The 17,258-nt window shown below is 52.3% G+C and carries 14 protein-coding genes; 11 read left to right on the forward strand and 3 right to left on the reverse strand.

What is annotated here, in order from left to right:
• Window positions 1-12 precede the first annotated feature (12 nt).
• The 3 genes from FHW16_RS12690 (at window position 13) to FHW16_RS12700 (ending at window position 3,894) form a co-directional block, all read left to right on the forward strand.
• Window positions 13-1,323, forward strand: a complete 1,311-nt coding sequence (locus tag FHW16_RS12690; protein WP_246711744.1) for a DUF4038 domain-containing protein — start codon at window positions 13-15, stop codon at window positions 1,321-1,323.
• Between the two features lie 134 nt (window positions 1,324-1,457).
• Window positions 1,458-2,528, forward strand: coding sequence for an NAD-dependent epimerase/dehydratase family protein (locus FHW16_RS12695; RefSeq protein ID WP_182549588.1), 1,071 nt, complete (start codon window positions 1,458-1,460; stop codon window positions 2,526-2,528).
• 16 nt (window positions 2,529-2,544) lie between these two features.
• A complete protein-coding gene (locus FHW16_RS12700; RefSeq protein WP_182549944.1) occupies window positions 2,545-3,894 on the forward strand; it encodes a DUF4910 domain-containing protein in 1,350 nt (449 codons plus the stop codon).
• 22 nt (window positions 3,895-3,916) lie between these two features.
• Here FHW16_RS12700 and rfbC read toward each other — a convergent pair whose 3' ends face one another.
• On the reverse strand, window positions 3,917-4,447 hold the full coding sequence (rfbC, locus tag FHW16_RS12705) for a dTDP-4-dehydrorhamnose 3,5-epimerase (RefSeq protein ID WP_182549589.1): 531 nt from the start codon (window positions 4,445-4,447) through the stop codon (window positions 3,917-3,919).
• A gap of 323 nt (window positions 4,448-4,770) precedes the next feature.
• Here rfbC and FHW16_RS12710 point away from each other — a divergent pair, with 323 nt between their 5' ends.
• The 6 genes from FHW16_RS12710 (at window position 4,771) to FHW16_RS12735 (ending at window position 12,187) form a co-directional block, all read left to right on the forward strand.
• Entirely contained in the window at window positions 4,771-6,066 is a 1,296-nt protein-coding gene (locus tag FHW16_RS12710; protein WP_182549590.1) for a class I SAM-dependent methyltransferase, read from the forward strand.
• Window positions 6,063-6,875 (forward strand): sugar phosphate nucleotidyltransferase, encoded by an 813-nt coding sequence (locus tag FHW16_RS12715; RefSeq protein ID WP_182549591.1) that lies wholly within the window; start codon window positions 6,063-6,065, stop codon window positions 6,873-6,875. Before FHW16_RS12710 ends, FHW16_RS12715 begins: the two co-directional genes overlap by 4 nt.
• Window positions 6,872-7,540: a PIG-L deacetylase family protein gene (locus tag FHW16_RS12720; protein WP_182549592.1), complete on the forward strand. Its 669-nt coding sequence runs from the start codon at window positions 6,872-6,874 to the stop codon at window positions 7,538-7,540. Before FHW16_RS12715 ends, FHW16_RS12720 begins: the two co-directional genes overlap by 4 nt.
• Before the next feature lie 283 nt (window positions 7,541-7,823).
• Window positions 7,824-8,669: a response regulator transcription factor gene (locus FHW16_RS12725; protein ID WP_246711745.1), complete on the forward strand. Its 846-nt coding sequence runs from the start codon at window positions 7,824-7,826 to the stop codon at window positions 8,667-8,669.
• Between the two features lie 51 nt (window positions 8,670-8,720).
• The gene (locus tag FHW16_RS12730; protein ID WP_182549593.1) at window positions 8,721-10,919 is read left to right on the forward strand and encodes a GumC family protein; all 2,199 of its coding nucleotides are present in this window, start codon (window positions 8,721-8,723) and stop codon (window positions 10,917-10,919) included.
• A gap of 17 nt (window positions 10,920-10,936) precedes the next feature.
• A complete protein-coding gene (locus FHW16_RS12735) occupies window positions 10,937-12,187 on the forward strand; it encodes a polysaccharide biosynthesis/export family protein (protein ID WP_182549594.1) in 1,251 nt (416 codons plus the stop codon).
• 95 nt (window positions 12,188-12,282) lie between these two features.
• Here FHW16_RS12735 and FHW16_RS12740 read toward each other — a convergent pair whose 3' ends face one another.
• Both FHW16_RS12740 and gmd read right to left on the reverse strand, forming a co-directional pair.
• Window positions 12,283-13,278, reverse strand: coding sequence for a GDP-L-fucose synthase family protein (locus FHW16_RS12740; protein ID WP_182549595.1), 996 nt, complete (start codon window positions 13,276-13,278; stop codon window positions 12,283-12,285).
• Window positions 13,262-14,332 carry a GDP-mannose 4,6-dehydratase gene (gene gmd, locus FHW16_RS12745; protein WP_182549596.1) on the reverse strand — a complete coding sequence of 357 codons (1,071 nt, stop codon included), beginning with the start codon at window positions 14,330-14,332 and terminating at the stop codon, window positions 13,262-13,264. The genes FHW16_RS12740 and gmd overlap by 17 nt, the downstream gene beginning before the upstream one ends.
• Before the next feature lie 432 nt (window positions 14,333-14,764).
• Between gmd and FHW16_RS12750 the strand changes: the two genes are divergently transcribed.
• Entirely contained in the window at window positions 14,765-15,964 is a 1,200-nt protein-coding gene (locus tag FHW16_RS12750; RefSeq protein WP_246711771.1) for a glycosyltransferase family 4 protein, read from the forward strand.
• Window positions 15,964-17,205: a glycosyltransferase family 4 protein gene (locus tag FHW16_RS12755; protein ID WP_182549597.1), complete on the forward strand. Its 1,242-nt coding sequence runs from the start codon at window positions 15,964-15,966 to the stop codon at window positions 17,203-17,205. The genes FHW16_RS12750 and FHW16_RS12755 overlap by 1 nt, the downstream gene beginning before the upstream one ends.
• Window positions 17,206-17,258 lie beyond the last annotated feature (53 nt).

Genomic DNA, 17,258 nt, shown 5'->3' on the forward strand with positions numbered 1-17,258 from the left:
CCCAGAGGCATATTGTTATGGGCGGTGTTTTCTTTTCTCGCCCTTCATTCATTGGCATCAGCACGGGAAACAGTCTTTCCGCTGCATGTTTCAGCCAATCAACGCTACCTGGAGGACGCCGCAGGGCATCCTTTTCTTATGGTTGCCGACGCGGCATGGTCGTTGATAGGTGACCTTTCTCGCGACGAAATCGATCATTATCTGGCAGATCGAAAGAAACGCGGTTTCAATACCATCCTGGTTTCTCTGATTGAACATCACTTCAGCCGAAATGCACCGCGCAATTTCTATCAGCAATCGCCATTCGAAAAGAACGGGAACTTTGTTGCTCCCAATGAGGCATATTTTGACAATGTCGATTGGTTCTTGCGTCGTGCTGATCACGCCGGCTTTCTGGTACTGCTGTTTCCGGCCTATCTCGGCGTGAATGGAGGTAATGAGGGATGGTACAGCGAAATGCAGGCCGCTGGTGCTCCAGCGATGAAGAGCTACGGAGAATATGTCGGCAACAGGTTTGCCAAATTCAGTAATATCATCTGGATACAGGGCGGCGATTATGACCCGCCCCAGCGAGATCTGGTGGAAGCTTTGGCGACAACAATTGCCGAGACTGACCCGGACGCCATTCAAAGTGTTCACGGCAGTCGTGACGTGCGCACCGACATTGTTTGGTCAGATGCGCGTTGGAAAAAGCTTGATACAGTATACACCTATGGCAACGTTGCCGCTGCTACTCTTCAACAATACCTTGTGCAACCAACGCGACCGTTCTTCTTCATCGAAGGCGTTTACGAGGGAGAAAATGGTGCAACCGAAGAGACTGTTCGAACAACAGCTTACAGTGCGCTTCTGACAGGCGCAGCAGGCCAGGTTTTTGGCAACAATCCAGTCTGGCATTTTTCTGGTCCAAGTCTGCACGCGGAAACCGTCCCGTGGCCAATCGCCCTTTCCAGCCGTGGCGCCAAAAGCATGACCTACCTGAAAGAGTTCTTTGACACGGTCCCCTGGTGGAGCCTTGAGCCCGATCAGGGCAAAATGCTTGCACCACAAAGCCAATCCACCGCTGGCATTGCAGTGGCCGCACGCTCTCACGACGGAAAACTGTTTGTGGTCTATCTGTCTGGCACGCGTACTGCGACCATCAAAATGGACGTGAGCGAGCAATCGGGCAGGAAAGCCAAATGGTTCGATCCATCTTCGGGAGAATTCACCGCGGCCGAAAAGCCGGCGGTGACAGTTGAAGGAAGCCTGGAATACAAAGCTCCCGATATCCGGAATGCATCCGGCTATGGCGACTGGCTTCTCGTCATTACGCAAAACTAGAGCAAAAGAGGTAACGGCTTCTACGAAGGTTGAGCCGATCGCCTTCTCAATCCTCCAAACTCCTCTCTCGTCCCGGGATAGCCACGGAAGTAGCGTGGCGACCAGCAGAGACACCTTTGAAGAGGATTGGGACGATGAAAGTACTTGTGACGGGGCATCGCGGTTATATCGGGTCAGTCATGGTCCCGTTCCTACAAAAAGGAGGGCACGACGTTCACGGATTTGACAGTGAACTCTATCGAAGGTGTCATTATGCGCCCGGAGGCGCCATGCCAGATATCCCCGGTATACGCAAGGATGTCCGCGATGTGACTGTAAGCGACCTTCAGGGCTTCGATGCCGTCATTCATCTTGCGGCACTGTCGAATGATCCGCTCGGCAACCTCAATCCCGATATCACCTACGAAATCAACTATGGCGCAAGCGTCCAGATGGCGAGAACAGCGAAAAAGGCGGGTGTTCCACGTTTTATCTTTGCCTCGTCATGCAGCAATTATGGCCAATCAGGGAGCGAGACTATTGATGAAACCGGCGCACTGAATCCGGTGACAGCCTATGGATGCTCCAAGGTACTCGCCGAAAGGGATATTGCCGAGCTTGCAGATGACACATTCAGCCCGACATATCTGCGGCCAGCAACGGCCTATGGACTTTCGCCCATGCTACGCTTCGACATCGTACTGAATAATCTTGTAGCCTGGGCTGTGACGGAAGGCGTTATTTTATTGAAGTCGGACGGGACCCCATGGCGACCAATTGTTCACATTGAAGATATTTCGCGCGCCTTTCTGGCCGTGTTGCAGGCGCCTCGGGAAATCGTGCACAATGAGGCATTCAACGTAGGTCAATCCGAGCATAACTACCGCATCCGTGACATAGCTAAAATCGTAGCCGACATGGTTCCCGGTTGCCAACTGGAATTTGCGCCTGGCGCGGGCCCCGATACGCGGTCTTATCGGGTCAGCTTTGACAAGATCAAACGGGTACTGCCCGATTTCAAACCTGTTTGGGATGCCAACGCAGGAGCGGAACAATTGCATGCAGCTTATGTGAGCGCCCATCTGACATTCGAGGAGTTCGAAGGACCGCGCTATCAGCGCATCAGCCATATCCGCCAGCAGATTGAAGAGAGAAGGCTCAGCTCCAGCCTACGCCATATTTCCGCCGCGGAGCGCTGTCCTGCATTATCAGATGCAGTCGCATGACAACCTGGCGCCTGTTATGAGCGGCATCTCGCCCACACCCCACCGGGTGGGAACACCCGCTGATTCAGAGACAGATATAGGCACACGCATTCATGCACTCGCTGCCCGTCTTTTTCCGATATGCCGGAGCATCACAGGCGACGGAGTTCGTGAAACGCTGGGCATTCTGGGTCAGCATATCGATCTCACTCAACACGAAATACCCACCGGAACTCAAGTGTTCGATTGGGTCGTTCCGCCCGAATGGAACATCCGTGATGCTTATATAAAGGATGCATCCGGACGCAAGATCATCAATCTGGCTGAATCCAATCTACACGTCGTGAGTTACAGCAACCCAATTCATCGCATCATGCAATTGAGTGAACTCAAAGCACATATTCATACGCTGCCCGATCAACCGGATCTCATACCGTACCGAACCTCTTATTACAGCGAGCAATGGGGATTGTGCATGAGCCATAATACCTTTCTCGCTCTCGAGGATGGCGATTATGAAGTTCTGATCGATGCCGAAAAGACGGTCGGCCATCTCACCTATGGCGAGTATCTCCACAAGGGTACCAGCGACAAGGAAGTGCTGCTGTCAGCGCACATCTGCCACCCTTCCCTTGCGAATGACAATTGCTCCAGTCTGGCCTTGCTCACAATGCTTGGCAAGACAATGCGGGCCCGCAATACACACTACAGCTATCGCTTTCTCTTCGCTCCCGGAACGATCGGTGCTCTTAGCTGGCTTGCTGAAAACGAGGCCAGGGTGGGACGTATTGATCACGGACTGATCGTGTCATGCGTCGGGGACGGCGGCGGACCAACTTATAAACGCAGCCGTCTGGGTAATGCCACCATCGACCGTGCCATGGAAAGTGTCCTTTGCACCGGTAATCGGCAGGCAATTATGCAGGACTTCAGTCCCTACGGTTATGATGAACGCCAATATTGCTCGCCGGGTTTTAATCTCCCTGTCGGACTTTTCCAGCGCAGCGGCTTTGGCACGTTTCCAGAGTACCACACATCTGCAGACAATATGACGTTTATTACACCTGAAAACCTTGCATTGTCATTCCGAATCATCACCGAAGTCATTGATATTCTTGAAACCAACTGGACTCCCGTCAACCTTTTCCCAAAAGGCGAGCCACAACTCGGCCGCCGCGGATTGTATGCATCGCTAGGTGGTGACAAATCAGCCGGACAGACCTCGATGGCTTTCCTTTGGGTTCTTAATCTGGCTGATGGAGCTCACAGTCTTCTCGACATCTCTTTGCGCTCCGGCCTGCCCTACACTGACATCTTTCACGCCGCGCAATTGTTGCTGGCAAAGGGGCTTCTGCGTAACGGTCCGAATAAAACTGCCAAACATTGAGGGCAATGCAAATTACTCAATATCAGACGCGGACAAGCGGCCAGGATTGGTCCTTTTCCGATATAACTGAGGGTGCAGCCGGCCACTCAATCGCAAAGGCGGGATCATCGAAACGCACCCCGCTTGCGGCGGGCGGATGATAGAACTCGGAGATGAGGTAGGACACCATTGTATCTTCTCTCAAGGTCTGAAAGCCGTGCGCAAAGCCCTTTGGAATATATAGCTGGCGATTATTGCTTTCGGATAATTCGAACCCCGCGTAACGCCCGAAGTTCTTTGAACCCTCGCGCAAATCGATAATCACATCCCAGATTGCGCCCCTTGTACAGGAAACAACCTTGACCTCCGCATATTCGGCTGTTTGAAAATGCATACCCCGCAGTGTGTGCACCTTGAGAGAATGCGATGCGCTGTGCTGTACGAATTGCGTCACCAAACCATGCTCTGCAAATGTCCGGGTGCAAAAGGTCCGGGCAAATGATCCGCGCGCATCACCATGGGGAAGCGTTTCGATCAGCCATGCCCCGTTTAATTCTGTTTCGGTGAAATGCATCGGATCCTGCCCGTTTCTTCTGATCCGTGTGAGTGGATCGAACACGCGATCTTCTCAGAGCCTTGGTGCAAATGAAACTCTCCATAAGAGGTAACCGATGCCGTACTTGAGGTTGAGCCAGCCAGCTCATTTCATACAGCTCGACATTGCCAGTTCTAACCACGCCGTTTGATGGAATGCCTTCCCTGCAGGTCCTCCGTTCGGATGATGCCCTTGGTCGCATTGGTATGTCGTCTCTCCCATCGCGAGGCCGTAGGCTCGACATGAGGAAAACCGACAGGTTGCGTATCCGGGAACGTGGCCAATTTATCAGGAGCGAGGGTATGAACCTGCAGGCCAGCACGCATTCACTACCGAACCAAGAGAACAGCAGAGTGCATATTTGCCGTCTGTGCAGTGCGGCTCTCAAGCACACTTTTGTTGATCTTGGCATGTCACCACCGTGCGAAAGCTTTGTTTCTCGTGAACAGCTTGATGAAATGGAGCCCTACTATCCGTTGCACACCTTTGTGTGCGAGGAGTGTCTTCTTGTACAGCTGGGCGAATACGTAAGCCCACAGGCCATATTCGAGGAGTATGCCTACTTCTCTTCGTATTCGACGAGTTGGGTAGAACACGCAAAAAACTACTGCCATCAGATGGCAGAGCAATTGCAGCTCGATCGGCAAAGCCTTGTTGTTGAGCTTGCCAGCAACGATGGCTATCTTCTGCAGCATTTCATTCCGATGAACATTCCCGCGCTGGGAATTGAACCCGCGGCAAATGTAGCCAAAGTAGCGATAGAAAAAGGTATCGCTACCCGTGTAGAGTTCTTTGGAAAAATGTACGCACGTGAGCTGGTGGCCGAAGGTCACCACGCTGATCTGATTGTGGGCAACAATGTCCTGGCCCAGGTTCCGGATCTCAATGATTTTGTCGCGGGAATGGTGGTTCTTCTAAAACCGGAGGGCGTCATAACATTGGAATTTCCGCACCTTGAGAAACTCATTTCGCAGGGCCAGTTCGACACCATCTATCACGAGCATTTTTCCTATTTTTCTCTGCTTACCATCGAGCGTCTGGCTAAGAACCACCAGCTCAAGATTATCGATGTGGAAGAACTATCGACCCACGGCGGGTCGCTCAGGGTTCATCTGGCCCATTCGGCAAGTAAAAGGCCCATACAAAAGAGTGTGGCTCATGTCAGGCAGAACGAGGTGGAGGCCGGGCTCGATCAGATCCCCACTTACACCGCTTTTACCGGCCGCGCGCGTCAGGTTAAACGCGATCTGCTGTCATTTCTAATTGCTGCCAAGTCAGCGGGAAAGACAATCTGCGGTTATGGTGCACCGGGTAAAGGCAACACGCTTCTTAATTATTGCGGCATCGGCTCTGACTTCCTTGATTTCACGGTTGATCGCAATCCGTACAAGCACGGCCGCTATACGCCTGGAATGCATATCCCAATTGAGACCGTTGATGCGATCGACCGGCTCAAGCCGGACTACATCCTTATTTTGCCATGGAACCTCAAGGACGAGATCGTCAAGCAGATGCACCATGTACATGAATGGGGCGCCAAATTCATCGTGCCCATCCCGGGCGTCGAGATTATTGATCCGAGAGGTGATGAGCTATGAAAGTAGTTCTGTTCTGCGGTGGCATGGGCACGCGTATTCGCGAATATTCAGAAAATGTTCCGAAGCCGATGATCCCACTCGGCTCGCAACCCATACTGCGTCATGTCATGCAGTATTATGCTGACTATGGACACGAGGATTTCATTCTTTGCCTGGGCTATAAGGCAAATGTCATCAAGGACTTTTTCCTCAATAGTCGTCCGCAGACATTCGCAGACTGCGTTGTCAATGGTGACGGAACAGTGGAAGTGCTTGGGGAGTCGCAAAAGGACTGGCGCATATCCCTGATTGACACCGGCATATGGCGCAACATTGGCGAACGTCTCTGGGCGGTGCGTGACCAATTGCGAGGAGAGCGCATCTTCCTCGCCAATTACAGTGACGGACTCACCAACGTCGATCTCGACGACATGATCGAAAAATTTGAGGCGAGCGGCAAAATCGCGTGCTTTCTTGCGGTGCGACCACCCCTCACATACCATCTGGCGGATATAGCCGAGGACGGCCGCGTTTGCGAATTTCGTACGTCCGACAGATCCGATATCTGGATCAATGGCGGATATTTTCTCATGCGTGGCGAGATATTTGACTATATGCGGGAATCCGAGGAGCTCGTACTGGAACCATTCAGCCGGCTGATCAAAGATGAAATGCTCATGGCCTACAAGCATGAAGGCTTTTGGCGTTCGATGGATACGCTTCGCGACTGGCAGGCACTCCAGGAGATGGTGGAACGCGGGGAAATGCCGTGGATGATCCATGCGGCCACCCGCAGCAATACCAGCATGCCGATGGTTAAAGCCCTATGAGACCAGTGCCTCTTGTCCAGCGTGGACAACGGCTGTCTGTCCTGTGTCTCGGTGCACATTCCGACGATATAGAGATCGGTGCAGGTGGCACAATCTTGCACATGATCGAAGAAGGGGCGTTGCTTGATGTTCATTGGTGCGTACTCAGTGGTTCAGGTAACCGGGCAGCTGAGGCGCACGCGTCAGCCCTTGATTTTCTCGTCGGTGCATCATCAACGCACATCGAAATTGCAGAGTTCGAAGACAGCTACTTTCCCAGTCAAGCACGCGAGCTCAAAATCTGGCTCAACGCGTTACGCGAGCGGGTTTCCCCGGATATTATCTTCACCCACGCACGTGGTGACGCGCATCAGGACCATCGTGAAGTCAATCAGCTCACCACAAACGTGTTCCGGGATCATCTTGTTCTGGAGTACGAAATTCCCAAGTGGGATGGTGATCTGACGGAGCGCAACGTCTATATCCCCCTGAGCACCGCAGATATGCAACGTAAGACAGAACTTCTTATGAAGCATTTTGGCTCGCAACGGTCCAAGGACTGGTTCGACGAGGAAACGTTTTATGGTCTTGCACGTCTCAGGGGCATGGAATGCCGTTCACAAAGCAGGTTTGCAGAAGCATTCACTGCCAGAAAAATGACGCTTCAGATCGGTCAAAACACCTAAAGCCCGAAGATTTAGATGCCTGCTCATTTGCGTAAGCGATGTGGAACGACCAGGCAGACCGGTTTCGATCGGACGCTTTCGGTCTCTTTACGCAGGATGGGAACCCCAATCACCCGCCACTACACCACATACCATCCATTATACCCAGGGTGGACTAGCTACATTATACTAACGGATTAATTTTGCCATATTCGAGTAATTATTCGATATCAAAGTAACTATAGTTGGATTTAAAGACTTTCCCAAAAGACAGATGTAAATTGAATTCATCAAAAAAGTGCGAATGAAATACATGGATTATAAAATAATTCGCAAAAAACATCAGACTTGGGGAATTATTATGGATCTTATACATGTACCGGTTAATACAAACGCATTATCGGAAGGCCGCGATGTTCGAGAGGATGCAAAGGAAAATTCACTCCTTCTCAAAAGCGCAAACGAAAACAAATTCAGCAAATACTCCATTGACGATTATTTGGTCATTATGGACAAACGCGCACTGGACAGGGAATGCCTGGCGCAAGCACTCACCACCCACCACATCGGCTTGAAGGTAAAGACCTGCGGATCATTGCAGGAGTGGCAAGCGTCAGACAAACACGTACCCGGACTGCGTGCCGTTCTAATCAATACGGGCAACCGTAACCTCGACGATGATGAACTATCCACGGAGATATGCGAGCTTGTTGCGGCTTTTCACAACATCGCAGTCGTCGTTGTCGCGGATCATGATGATCTTACATCCGTTCTCAGAGCGCTGGAACTCGGAGTGCAAGGCTATATTCCAACGACGGTTGGGGTAGAGATCTGCATGCAGGCTATCGAGCTTGCAATTGCAGGTGGAAAATTTGTTCCCGCAAGCAGTGTGCTTGCACTGAGGAAGCTCGTGGGTGGGCGAAGCGATGAATTCCGGCATATAACAACTTCATTCACCGCACGGCAGTCGGCTGTTGCCGAAGGACTGCGCCGTGGCAAGGCCAACAAGATTATCGCCTATGAATTGAACCTGTGCGAAAGCACGGTAAAAGTTCACATACGCAATATCATGAAAAAGTTGGGTGCAACCAACCGGACGGAAGTTGCCTATAAGATCAGCGACATGATCCCGCGCGAATCCAGACTGTGATGGGTGAAGAAACGCGATCAATCAACATCCGATTTTTCAGGGATTTCCGCGATGATCTTCTCCGACAATATTCCTAACTCATCAGGCACGGCAATACATCGCCTTTTTTCCATCGTTCTTAAACGAAAGAAAACAATGCTGATGGCATCGGCGGCGTGTCTCGTTCTCACGGCTGTTGGTTATTTGACGACACCTGCGCAGTACGTATCCGAAGCGATTCTTGCTCTGGATGTTCGAAAATTACAGGCCCTGCCCAGCGAATCCGTTGTGTCGCCATTGCCGCAGGAAAGTCCTGTGTTGCGAACGGAACTCGATATCATCAGTTCCCGCATGATGGCTGCAAAGGTCCTCGCCCGTCTTGATGGATCGGGTTTTGATACTGATGGGCGAATTAACCCAGCAGATCAGCATACATCTGCAAACATCAGCAATCCCGAGCAAGTCAGCCCGTTATCACTGCAGATGGACGAAGATCGCAATCGCAGCCGGATCGACAAATTACTGTCCAACGTCAGCGTGATGAACGATGGCAGATCTTATACGATTTATATAAACTACAAAGCTGACAATCCTCAATATTCTGCAGCAGTGGCCAACGCATTTGGCGAATCCTATCTTGACTATCAAATCGATCTACAAACCTCGGCCACCCGACGTGTCAGTGACTGGCTTGGCGGCAAGTTGGTCAGCCTCAGAGCCACGTTGGAACAGTCGGAACGCGCCGCCGCGGACTTTCGCGAGAAATCCGGCCTGGTGAAAGCCAACGGCATGACGCTCCAATCGCAGCAAATTGCTGCACTCAATACGGAGCTGGCAAACCTGCGCACAAAGCTCGCCGGAGCAGAAGCGCGGCTTACAACAGCAATCGATGCGTCCAACAACAAGGCTGGTGTCGCATTGTCTGAAATTCTTGGTTCGCCTGCTATTCAGCAACTGCGCGCCGAGCAATCCCGTGTCGAACGCTCCCTTCAGGAAATTAGCCAGAGTGGCGCGTCGCAGAGTGTCCAGCTACCACAGCTGAACTCTCAGCTTGCATCTCTAAAAACACAGATTGCAGGAGAAGTGCAGCAGGTCATCGACAGCTTGCGAAATGAGATCAATGTCACCCACCGTCAGCAAAGTGCTGTGGAGACCAATCTCAGGGAAATGCAGGAAGGCATGTCCGCAGCTAACCAGGCCCTCGTTCACGCTGATCAGCTTGATCGCGAAGCAAGTGCAAACCGTGCGATCTATGAAAGCTATCTAACCCGATACAAACAGACGATCGAACAGGATGGCATCGCGACGGCGGAGGCACGCATGATCTCGCGCGCGGTTCCGGCTCGATCAAAGGCCAGCCCGCACTTCTCAACCTGGTTGGCGATGGGCACGCTTGGAGGGCTATTCTTCGGCTTCTGCGTATCTATTGTTCTTGAGTTGAAAGACAAATCCATTCGCTCAGCGCATGCATTGGAAAGCGCAACCAGAACACCCATTATTGGCCGCATCCCGCGACTGTCGAGCGGCGAACGAAAGAACGTCGCGCACATTGTCAGTGAGGGTCGCTACCGCTTCGCTCGCGCCATTGCGGATCTGCAAGCTCATCTGTTGCTGTCCTCTCCGCAGAAAAGTGCGCGAGCTATCGCGGTCACGTCAGCCGGCACTCAGGAGGGAAAGACGCTGATCGTTGCCGGCCTCGCACGATCGTTGGCGGCCACGGGCGTGCGTACCATTGTAATAGACGCCAATTTCAGAACACCAATGGTTGCACAAGAATTCGGCGATCAATTCGGCCCATATTTGGAGGATGTGATCCGGGGCAGACAAACGCTCGAGGCTGCCATTCAGCATGATCTCTTTTCGTCAATCGACTTCGTTGCAACCCAAACCTGCTCTGTCCCAGCTGAGTTTCTTTTGGGGCATGAACAGTTTGGCAAACTGATCAGCGCACTCAAGCAGCAATACGACATCGTCCTTATCGATACGCCGGCGGTGAACCAGAGCGCGGATGCGATCCGGGTGGCGTCGCTGGCGGATACAACTCTCCTGGTCGCCCGATGCGACAAGGCCAATACCGATGACATCATCAATGCCGTCAGGATACTCAGCTCCGAAGGTCGCAAATTGAGCGGTATCGTCATGAACAGCGATCAAAGCATGAAAGACCCTTTCCAAACGGATCAGTTACCTCCGGCAAACGCCGTAGCAAAACGCTTCGTCACGGAAATAGCCAGCTATGCAAGATCCCGTACTTCAGCAGTCAAGGCATGAGGTCAGAAATGCAAAAAATGCCGAAAAAAAGTCGTGCGCGTATGTATAGTTTTCTGATGGCAGGAGCTTTTTCATCATTGCTCATGTTCTCTTTCACCGCGCCCCGGGCTTATGCGGCCGAGGCACCGTACAAGATAGCTTCGGGTGACGTTTTGCTTATAACGGTCTACGGCGACACGGGATTGACCGGCACGTTTCCGGTCAGCGTGGATGGAACGATCGCCTACCCTATTCTCGGGAACATAACTGTTTATAATCATACGATTGCCGAGATTGGTCAAACCATCACACAATCTCTTTTGCAACACATTCCAGGTCTTTCCGCTTCAGTTGCGGTGAAGGAATATGCGCCCGTATTCGTCATTGGCGATGTGCAAAAGCCCGGAAAGTATGAATATCGACCGGGCATGATAGCGCTGGAACTTTTTGCATTAAGCGGAGGACTACGGCAAGCTTCGGACAAACTCGATACAGCCGGCATCCAGCTGGTTGCGGCACGCCAGGAATACGCAGACACGTCACTGCAACTGTTCGCACAGGACGTAAAACGTGCCCGCCTCGAAGCCGAGCTGAACGAAAAGCCATTCGAGTATGATTTGGCTTCCGGCATAGATACGATCGAGGACAAATCAGATCGGCAACAGGTCGTGGATTCCGAACGTAAACTTTTTGATCTTCGTCTCTCCGCTCTCGAAAGCGAGGCAACTGCGCTTCAGGCGCAGAAGAAGAATTATGAGGAGGAAATTACCACGCTCGAACAGAGCACCCAATTGCGTAACGATGAGATTTCTCTTCTTGAACAGAATGTGAAGGCATCGCAGAGCCTTGTAGACAAGGGCCTGACCGCACAATCGACATTACGCGATACACAACGTCAACTGTCGGCCATGCGCAGAGACGCCCTTGAGTTCGGCTCTTTCCTGGCGCGCGCAAAACAGAATGAAAACGCCATTGAGCAACGTCTGCTTGCCTTGCGCGATTCCCGTTCAAATGATGCGGCGAAAGACCTCAGGGATATCGACCTCGATATCATACGGCTTCGCAAGAAAATGGCCTTCATCGCGCAGACCATGGGTGAAATAGGTGCGGCAGCACAGCGCGTCAGTTCACGCGACGAGACCGTCAAACTTGCCTTTACCGTGGTTCGGGTCGTTGACGGTGAATATCGTGAAACCATTCTGTCGGAACACGATATGATCAGGGCCGGTGATATATTACGCGCTCAACTTGAGTTGCCCAAGCAGGTCGTCGCCAAAGCAGAAAACTAACAAACAAGTTCCGTTCCAACGCGCGTCCTGAGGGTTGCGCGTTACCTTTTTAACGCGGGATACGCTTGGGAATGGGATGACGCGAAGGGAAATCCTCAAACAGACATAGCATCGTCCAGTGCGCGCGAAAGCGCATCTGTCGTTTGCCATCGGACATAGAGCTCATGAATACCGGTTTCAAGTTCCACACGAGGATACCATCCCATGTCTTGCATGGTCGAAGAGTCCAATAACTTTCTCGGAGCTCCATCCGGTTTTGAGACATCGAATACGACGGCGCCACGATAACCCACAATCCTGGCAACGAGCAGGGCAAGCTCGTGGATGGAGATCTCCCTTCCGGAACCAATATTGATATGGCCCGCGGAGGCATAATGCTTCATGAGGAAAACACATGCATCGGCAAGATCATCCACATGGAGGAACTCGCGGCACGGCGTGCCGGTACCCCATACGATAGCCGTTGGGCTCCCGGAATCCTTAGCCTCATGCATCTTTCGTATCAGTGCCGGAAGGACGTGGGCCTGCTGGAGATCAAAGTTGTCATTTGGGCCGTAAAGATTGGTTGGCATGGCAGTAATAAAACACTGGCGGTACTGACGTGCATAAGCCTCCGCAAGCTTCAGTCCAGCAATCTTGGCAACGGCATAGGCTTCATTCGTTGGCTCAAGACTTCCCGTCAGCAATGATTGTTCTTCGATAGGTTGCTCCGCGTATTTCGGATAGATGCAGCTGGACCCGAGCCATAGCAATTTCTTCACATCAAGCCGGTGAGCAGCATGCATGATGTTCATAGCGATCATAGTGTTGTCATACAGAAAGTCAGCCGGATAAAGCGAGTTGGCCAGAATTCCACCGACACGTGCAGCAGCAATAAAAATGGCGTCCGGTCGCATGGACGCCATCCATTCTTCTGTCTCGCGCTGGCGTGTCAGGTCAAGTTCCGCATGATCCACTTTGATCAAATGGCACCCTTCGTCATGCAGGCGGCGCACGAGAGCGGACCCAACCATGCCCGTATGTCCTGCAACCCAGACCCGCTTGTTGCGGAGATCGAAACTGTGCCGGGAAGTCTCAGCCATAGAAGTCATTCCGGCTTTCTTCCCGCATGATGGTTCTCATATCCGATTCAACCATTTCCGAAACAAGATCCTCAAATGCTGTTGTATGGCTCCAGCCCAGTTTAATGCGCGCTTTCTCAGGATTACCGAGCAACAGATCAACCTCTGTGGGTCTGAAATGACGCGGATCTATCTCTATGAGCTCCTTCCCGCTCTTGCGATCGTAACCGATTTCATCGACACCGGATCCGCTCCACTCAATCGTTGTTCCCACGGTGGAAAAAGCCTTCTCTACGAATTCACGCACCGTATGGGTTTCACCCGTAGCCAGGACATAATCGTCGGGATTGTCTTGTTGCAGGATACGCCACATGCCGTCCACGTAATCGCGCGCATGGCCCCAGTCCCTTTTCGCTTCCAGATTTCCCAAGCGAAGCTTGTCTTGCAATCCGCGCTCAATGGCAGCAACAGCCCGGGTGATCTTTCTGGTAACGAATGTTTCCCCACGTATTGGGCTCTCGTGATTGAACAGGATACCGTTTGATGCGTGAAAGCCATAAGCCTCGCGATAATTGACCGTGATCCAATAGGCATAGAGCTTGGCTACGGCATAGGGGCTGCGCGGGTGAAATGGTGTCCCCTCATGCTGGGGCGCCTCGGTGCTCTTGCCGAACAGTTCGGATGTGGAAGCTTGATAGAAACGGCAGGTCTTTTCGATCTTCATGATGCGCATCGCCTCCAGCAAACGCAAAGTACCCATCGCATCAGCGTTCGCCGTGTATTCCGGCGTTTCGAAACTGACCTGCACATGGCTTTGCGCGCCAAGATTGTAAATCTCGTCGGGCTGGATTTCCTGAACCACACGACAAAGATTGGTGGCGTCGGTCAGATCACCGAAATGCAGATGAAATCGAACATCCTCATCGTGCGGATCCTGATAGAGGTGATCAATGCGGGCGGTATTGAACGATGACGACCGGCGTTTGAGGCCGTGTACGATGTAGCCTTTATTCAGCAGGAACTCACTCAGATAGGCACCGTCCTGCCCGGTAACGCCAATGATCAATGCGGTCTTCGCGGCCATTCGCAATTTTCCATTCTTCTGCGCAAGGCGTTCGATAACACGCACACTGCTTGGCGAATTTTGGTCGTTGAGGCGGCACTCATCGACAATGAATACACGGCGAGTATAGGCAACGGTCGAGAATAGGCACTTCGGCAATAGGGATAGGATTCCGGATGAACCACCGGGCTATCTGGGCATACAGACCAGCGGCTGAATACTTAAATAGGTGTTCGAGCGATCATCCTTCACCAGAAGGAGTAGGAGACCTATTCCCCATATGAGCCACCGGTAATGCGATTGTCGAACTTGCCCGCGCTCCCGGCGAACTGCGAAACTCCCTTTCTAACTTTTCCCGCAATCATTTGGCTGGGCCAGATATAAAAAGGATTGGGAATGAGAATCGTTTTCGCGAACCGCTATTTCCTGCCTGATCAGTCGGCCACCAGCCGGATGGTATCAAGTCTGACCTCAGCGCTTGTTCATCAGGGCTTCGACGTCACGGCGATTACCAGTCGAACACTGCATGACCATTCGAATGTCGCTCTTCCCGCAGAGGAAATGATTGCCGGTGTCATGGTCAAACGGCTCTGGGCAACACGGTTCGGACGCCATCATCTGATCGGCCGGATAATGGATTATTTGACGTTCCATATATCTGCGTTTTTGTGGTGTCTCAGAAATCTTCGCGCTGGGGACCTGTTTGTGGTCTGCACGGATCCTCCCCTGTTGTCTGTTACAACTGCCCTGCCCGTATCCTGGCGGAGAGCCAGAACGATAAACTGGGTCATGGATCTGTTTCCGGAAGTCGCCATTGAGCTGGAAATGCTTTCGAAAACCGGCATTCCAGGAAAACTGAGCAAAGCACTACGCAATTGGTCTTTGCGAAAGTCGACTGTAATTGTCTGCCCGACCGAAATGATGGCATCTTATTTAATAGAGAGCGGGTTTTCCCGAGACCGTATCCGCGTTATGCACCATTGGTCGGATGGTAGTGAAATCTATCCGGTCCCGCGTTCAACCAACGCCCTGAGACGGCATTGGGGGCTGCAGGACAAGTTCGTCATCGGCTACTCCGGGAATTTTGGGAGGGCTCACGACTTTGCAACACTGCTTGAAGCAGCAGCCCTTTTGAAGAACGATAACGATATCCACTTCCTGTTGATCGGAGGCGGGCAACAACGCGCGCGCGTTGAAGAAACTGTCGGAATACAGCAACTGAAGAACATCACTTTCAAACCGTTGCAACCACCCGAGAATATTTCCGAAAGCCTGAGCGCTGCCGATGCACACGTTGTTTCACTTATACCCAGACTCGAACACTGTATCGTACCCAGCAAATTTTACGGCATCCTGGCAGCCGGCCGCCCCACATTTTTTGTCGGATCGCCTGATGGTGAAGTGGCGAACGTCATTGCATCAACCCGATGTGGAGAGGCTGTTGAAATCGGCGAAAGCCAAAAACTGGCAGACCTGATTGTTCAGTTGAAGAACTCCCCTGAACGCTGCGAGAATATGGGGCGAAATGCCAGAGATGTCCTGGATATCGTCTATTCCCGTAATAATGCGGTGCAATCCTGGTCGGATCTCATGTCCGGGCTCCAGCAGCGTGCAGAAGAGCCTTTGCAATCCTCTGTCTATAGGTCGGCATAATGAGTGGAATGGTGGTCGTCAGCCAACTCGGAGCGCGGATGCATTACGCCGTGCCACGTATCTTGGCATCGGAAGGACAACTTGCGCATTTCTACACCGACATCTGCGCTACCAACAGCTGGCCCCGCCTGATTAACAGTCTGCCCAGGACGGTGCTTCCATCATCACTGACGCGATTGATCGGCCGCGTGCCGAAAGGCGTGGCACCCAGCCTGACATCAACGTTTCCTACTTTCGGAGTCATATCGGCGATACGCAGGCTCAGGCTCAAAAACGTGGTTGAACAGACGCGGCATGCGGTTTGGGCTGGTTCACATTTCTCCGAGCTGGTCGCCTCTAGCGGATTTCACGGCGCCGCCGGTCTTTACGCTTTCAGCGGGGACGCATTGGAGCAAATGCAAGCAGCAAAAGCACTCGGCATGTGGACGGCGGTAGAACAGATGATCGCTCCACGTGAAGTTGTCGAGGAACTGGTCCAAGCAGAACAACTGAGTTTTCCGGACTGGGCAGGAAAATATGAAATGAACCGCTATGCGCAAGCATTTGCCGCGCGCGAAAAAGCGGAGTGGGAACTCGCAGACGTCATCGTTTGTCCATCGGAATTTGTCCGACGCAACGTTATAGCCTGCGGAGGACCTTCCGGGCGGTGCGTTGTAGTTCCATATGGAATCGACTCCCAGTTTAAAGATAACAAACCTAACCGTACGGATGGCCCATTGCGTGTGTTGACCGTTGGCGAGGTGGGGTTACGCAAAGGCTCTCCCTACGTGGCAGAGGCAGCCCGTCTTTTGGGTTCTGCGGCACACTTCCGTATGGCCGGGCCGACAATCCTGCCTACCGAAGTCAGGAAGAACCTGTCTGCTCTGGTCGAGTTGCGTGGAATTGTACCTCGAACAGACATGCCAGAGGAATATCGATGGGCTGATGTGTTCCTTCTGCCGTCAGTGTGTGAAGGCTCAGCCACAGCAATCTATGAAGCATTGGCGGCCGGGCTGCCTGTCATCTGCACTGAAAACGCAGGCAGCGTCGTCAGGGATGGAATAGATGGTTTTATCGTTCCTGTCAGGGACAGCAACGCCATTGCTGAAGCGCTCTTCCAATTGTCAGCAAACGCAGCACACCGCATTGCAATGTCGAACCATGCCAGAGAACGCGCAGCGGACTTCACGGTCAAACGCTACGGCGAACGGCTTATGGGTGTGTTGACGTCGCTGGCGCGAAAACAGGTCCCGTCTGGATGACAAGATAATCATGAAAGAGTGCTTCATATCCCCATTGCCGGCACAAGAAACAG

The organism is Phyllobacterium myrsinacearum, assembly GCF_014138285.1.
GTDB classification, from domain to species: Bacteria; Pseudomonadota; Alphaproteobacteria; order Rhizobiales; family Rhizobiaceae; genus Phyllobacterium; species Phyllobacterium myrsinacearum_A.

Excerpts from the sequence above, each read along its gene's own strand:
- FHW16_RS12695 (WP_182549588.1), top strand. The coding sequence starts at position 1,458 with ATGAAAGTACTTGTGACGGGGCATCGCGGTTATATCGGGTCAGTCATG.
- FHW16_RS12700 (WP_182549944.1), top strand. The coding sequence starts at position 2,545 with ATGAGCGGCATCTCGCCCACACCCCACCGGGTGGGAACACCCGCTGAT.
- rfbC (WP_182549589.1), bottom strand. The coding sequence starts at position 4,447 with ATGCATTTCACCGAAACAGAATTAAACGGGGCATGGCTGATCGAAACG.
- FHW16_RS12710 (WP_182549590.1), top strand. The coding sequence starts at position 4,771 with ATGAACCTGCAGGCCAGCACGCATTCACTACCGAACCAAGAGAACAGC.
- FHW16_RS12715 (WP_182549591.1), top strand. The coding sequence starts at position 6,063 with ATGAAAGTAGTTCTGTTCTGCGGTGGCATGGGCACGCGTATTCGCGAA.
- FHW16_RS12720 (WP_182549592.1), top strand. The coding sequence starts at position 6,872 with ATGAGACCAGTGCCTCTTGTCCAGCGTGGACAACGGCTGTCTGTCCTG.
- FHW16_RS12725 (WP_246711745.1), top strand. The coding sequence starts at position 7,824 with ATGAAATACATGGATTATAAAATAATTCGCAAAAAACATCAGACTTGG.
- FHW16_RS12730 (WP_182549593.1), top strand. The coding sequence starts at position 8,721 with ATGATCTTCTCCGACAATATTCCTAACTCATCAGGCACGGCAATACAT.
- FHW16_RS12735 (WP_182549594.1), top strand. The coding sequence starts at position 10,937 with ATGCCGAAAAAAAGTCGTGCGCGTATGTATAGTTTTCTGATGGCAGGA.
- FHW16_RS12740 (WP_182549595.1), bottom strand. The coding sequence starts at position 13,278 with ATGACTTCTATGGCTGAGACTTCCCGGCACAGTTTCGATCTCCGCAAC.
- gmd (WP_182549596.1), bottom strand. The coding sequence starts at position 14,332 with ATGGCCGCGAAGACCGCATTGATCATTGGCGTTACCGGGCAGGACGGT.
- FHW16_RS12750 (WP_246711771.1), top strand. The coding sequence starts at position 14,765 with ATGGTATCAAGTCTGACCTCAGCGCTTGTTCATCAGGGCTTCGACGTC.
- FHW16_RS12755 (WP_182549597.1), top strand. The coding sequence starts at position 15,964 with ATGAGTGGAATGGTGGTCGTCAGCCAACTCGGAGCGCGGATGCATTAC.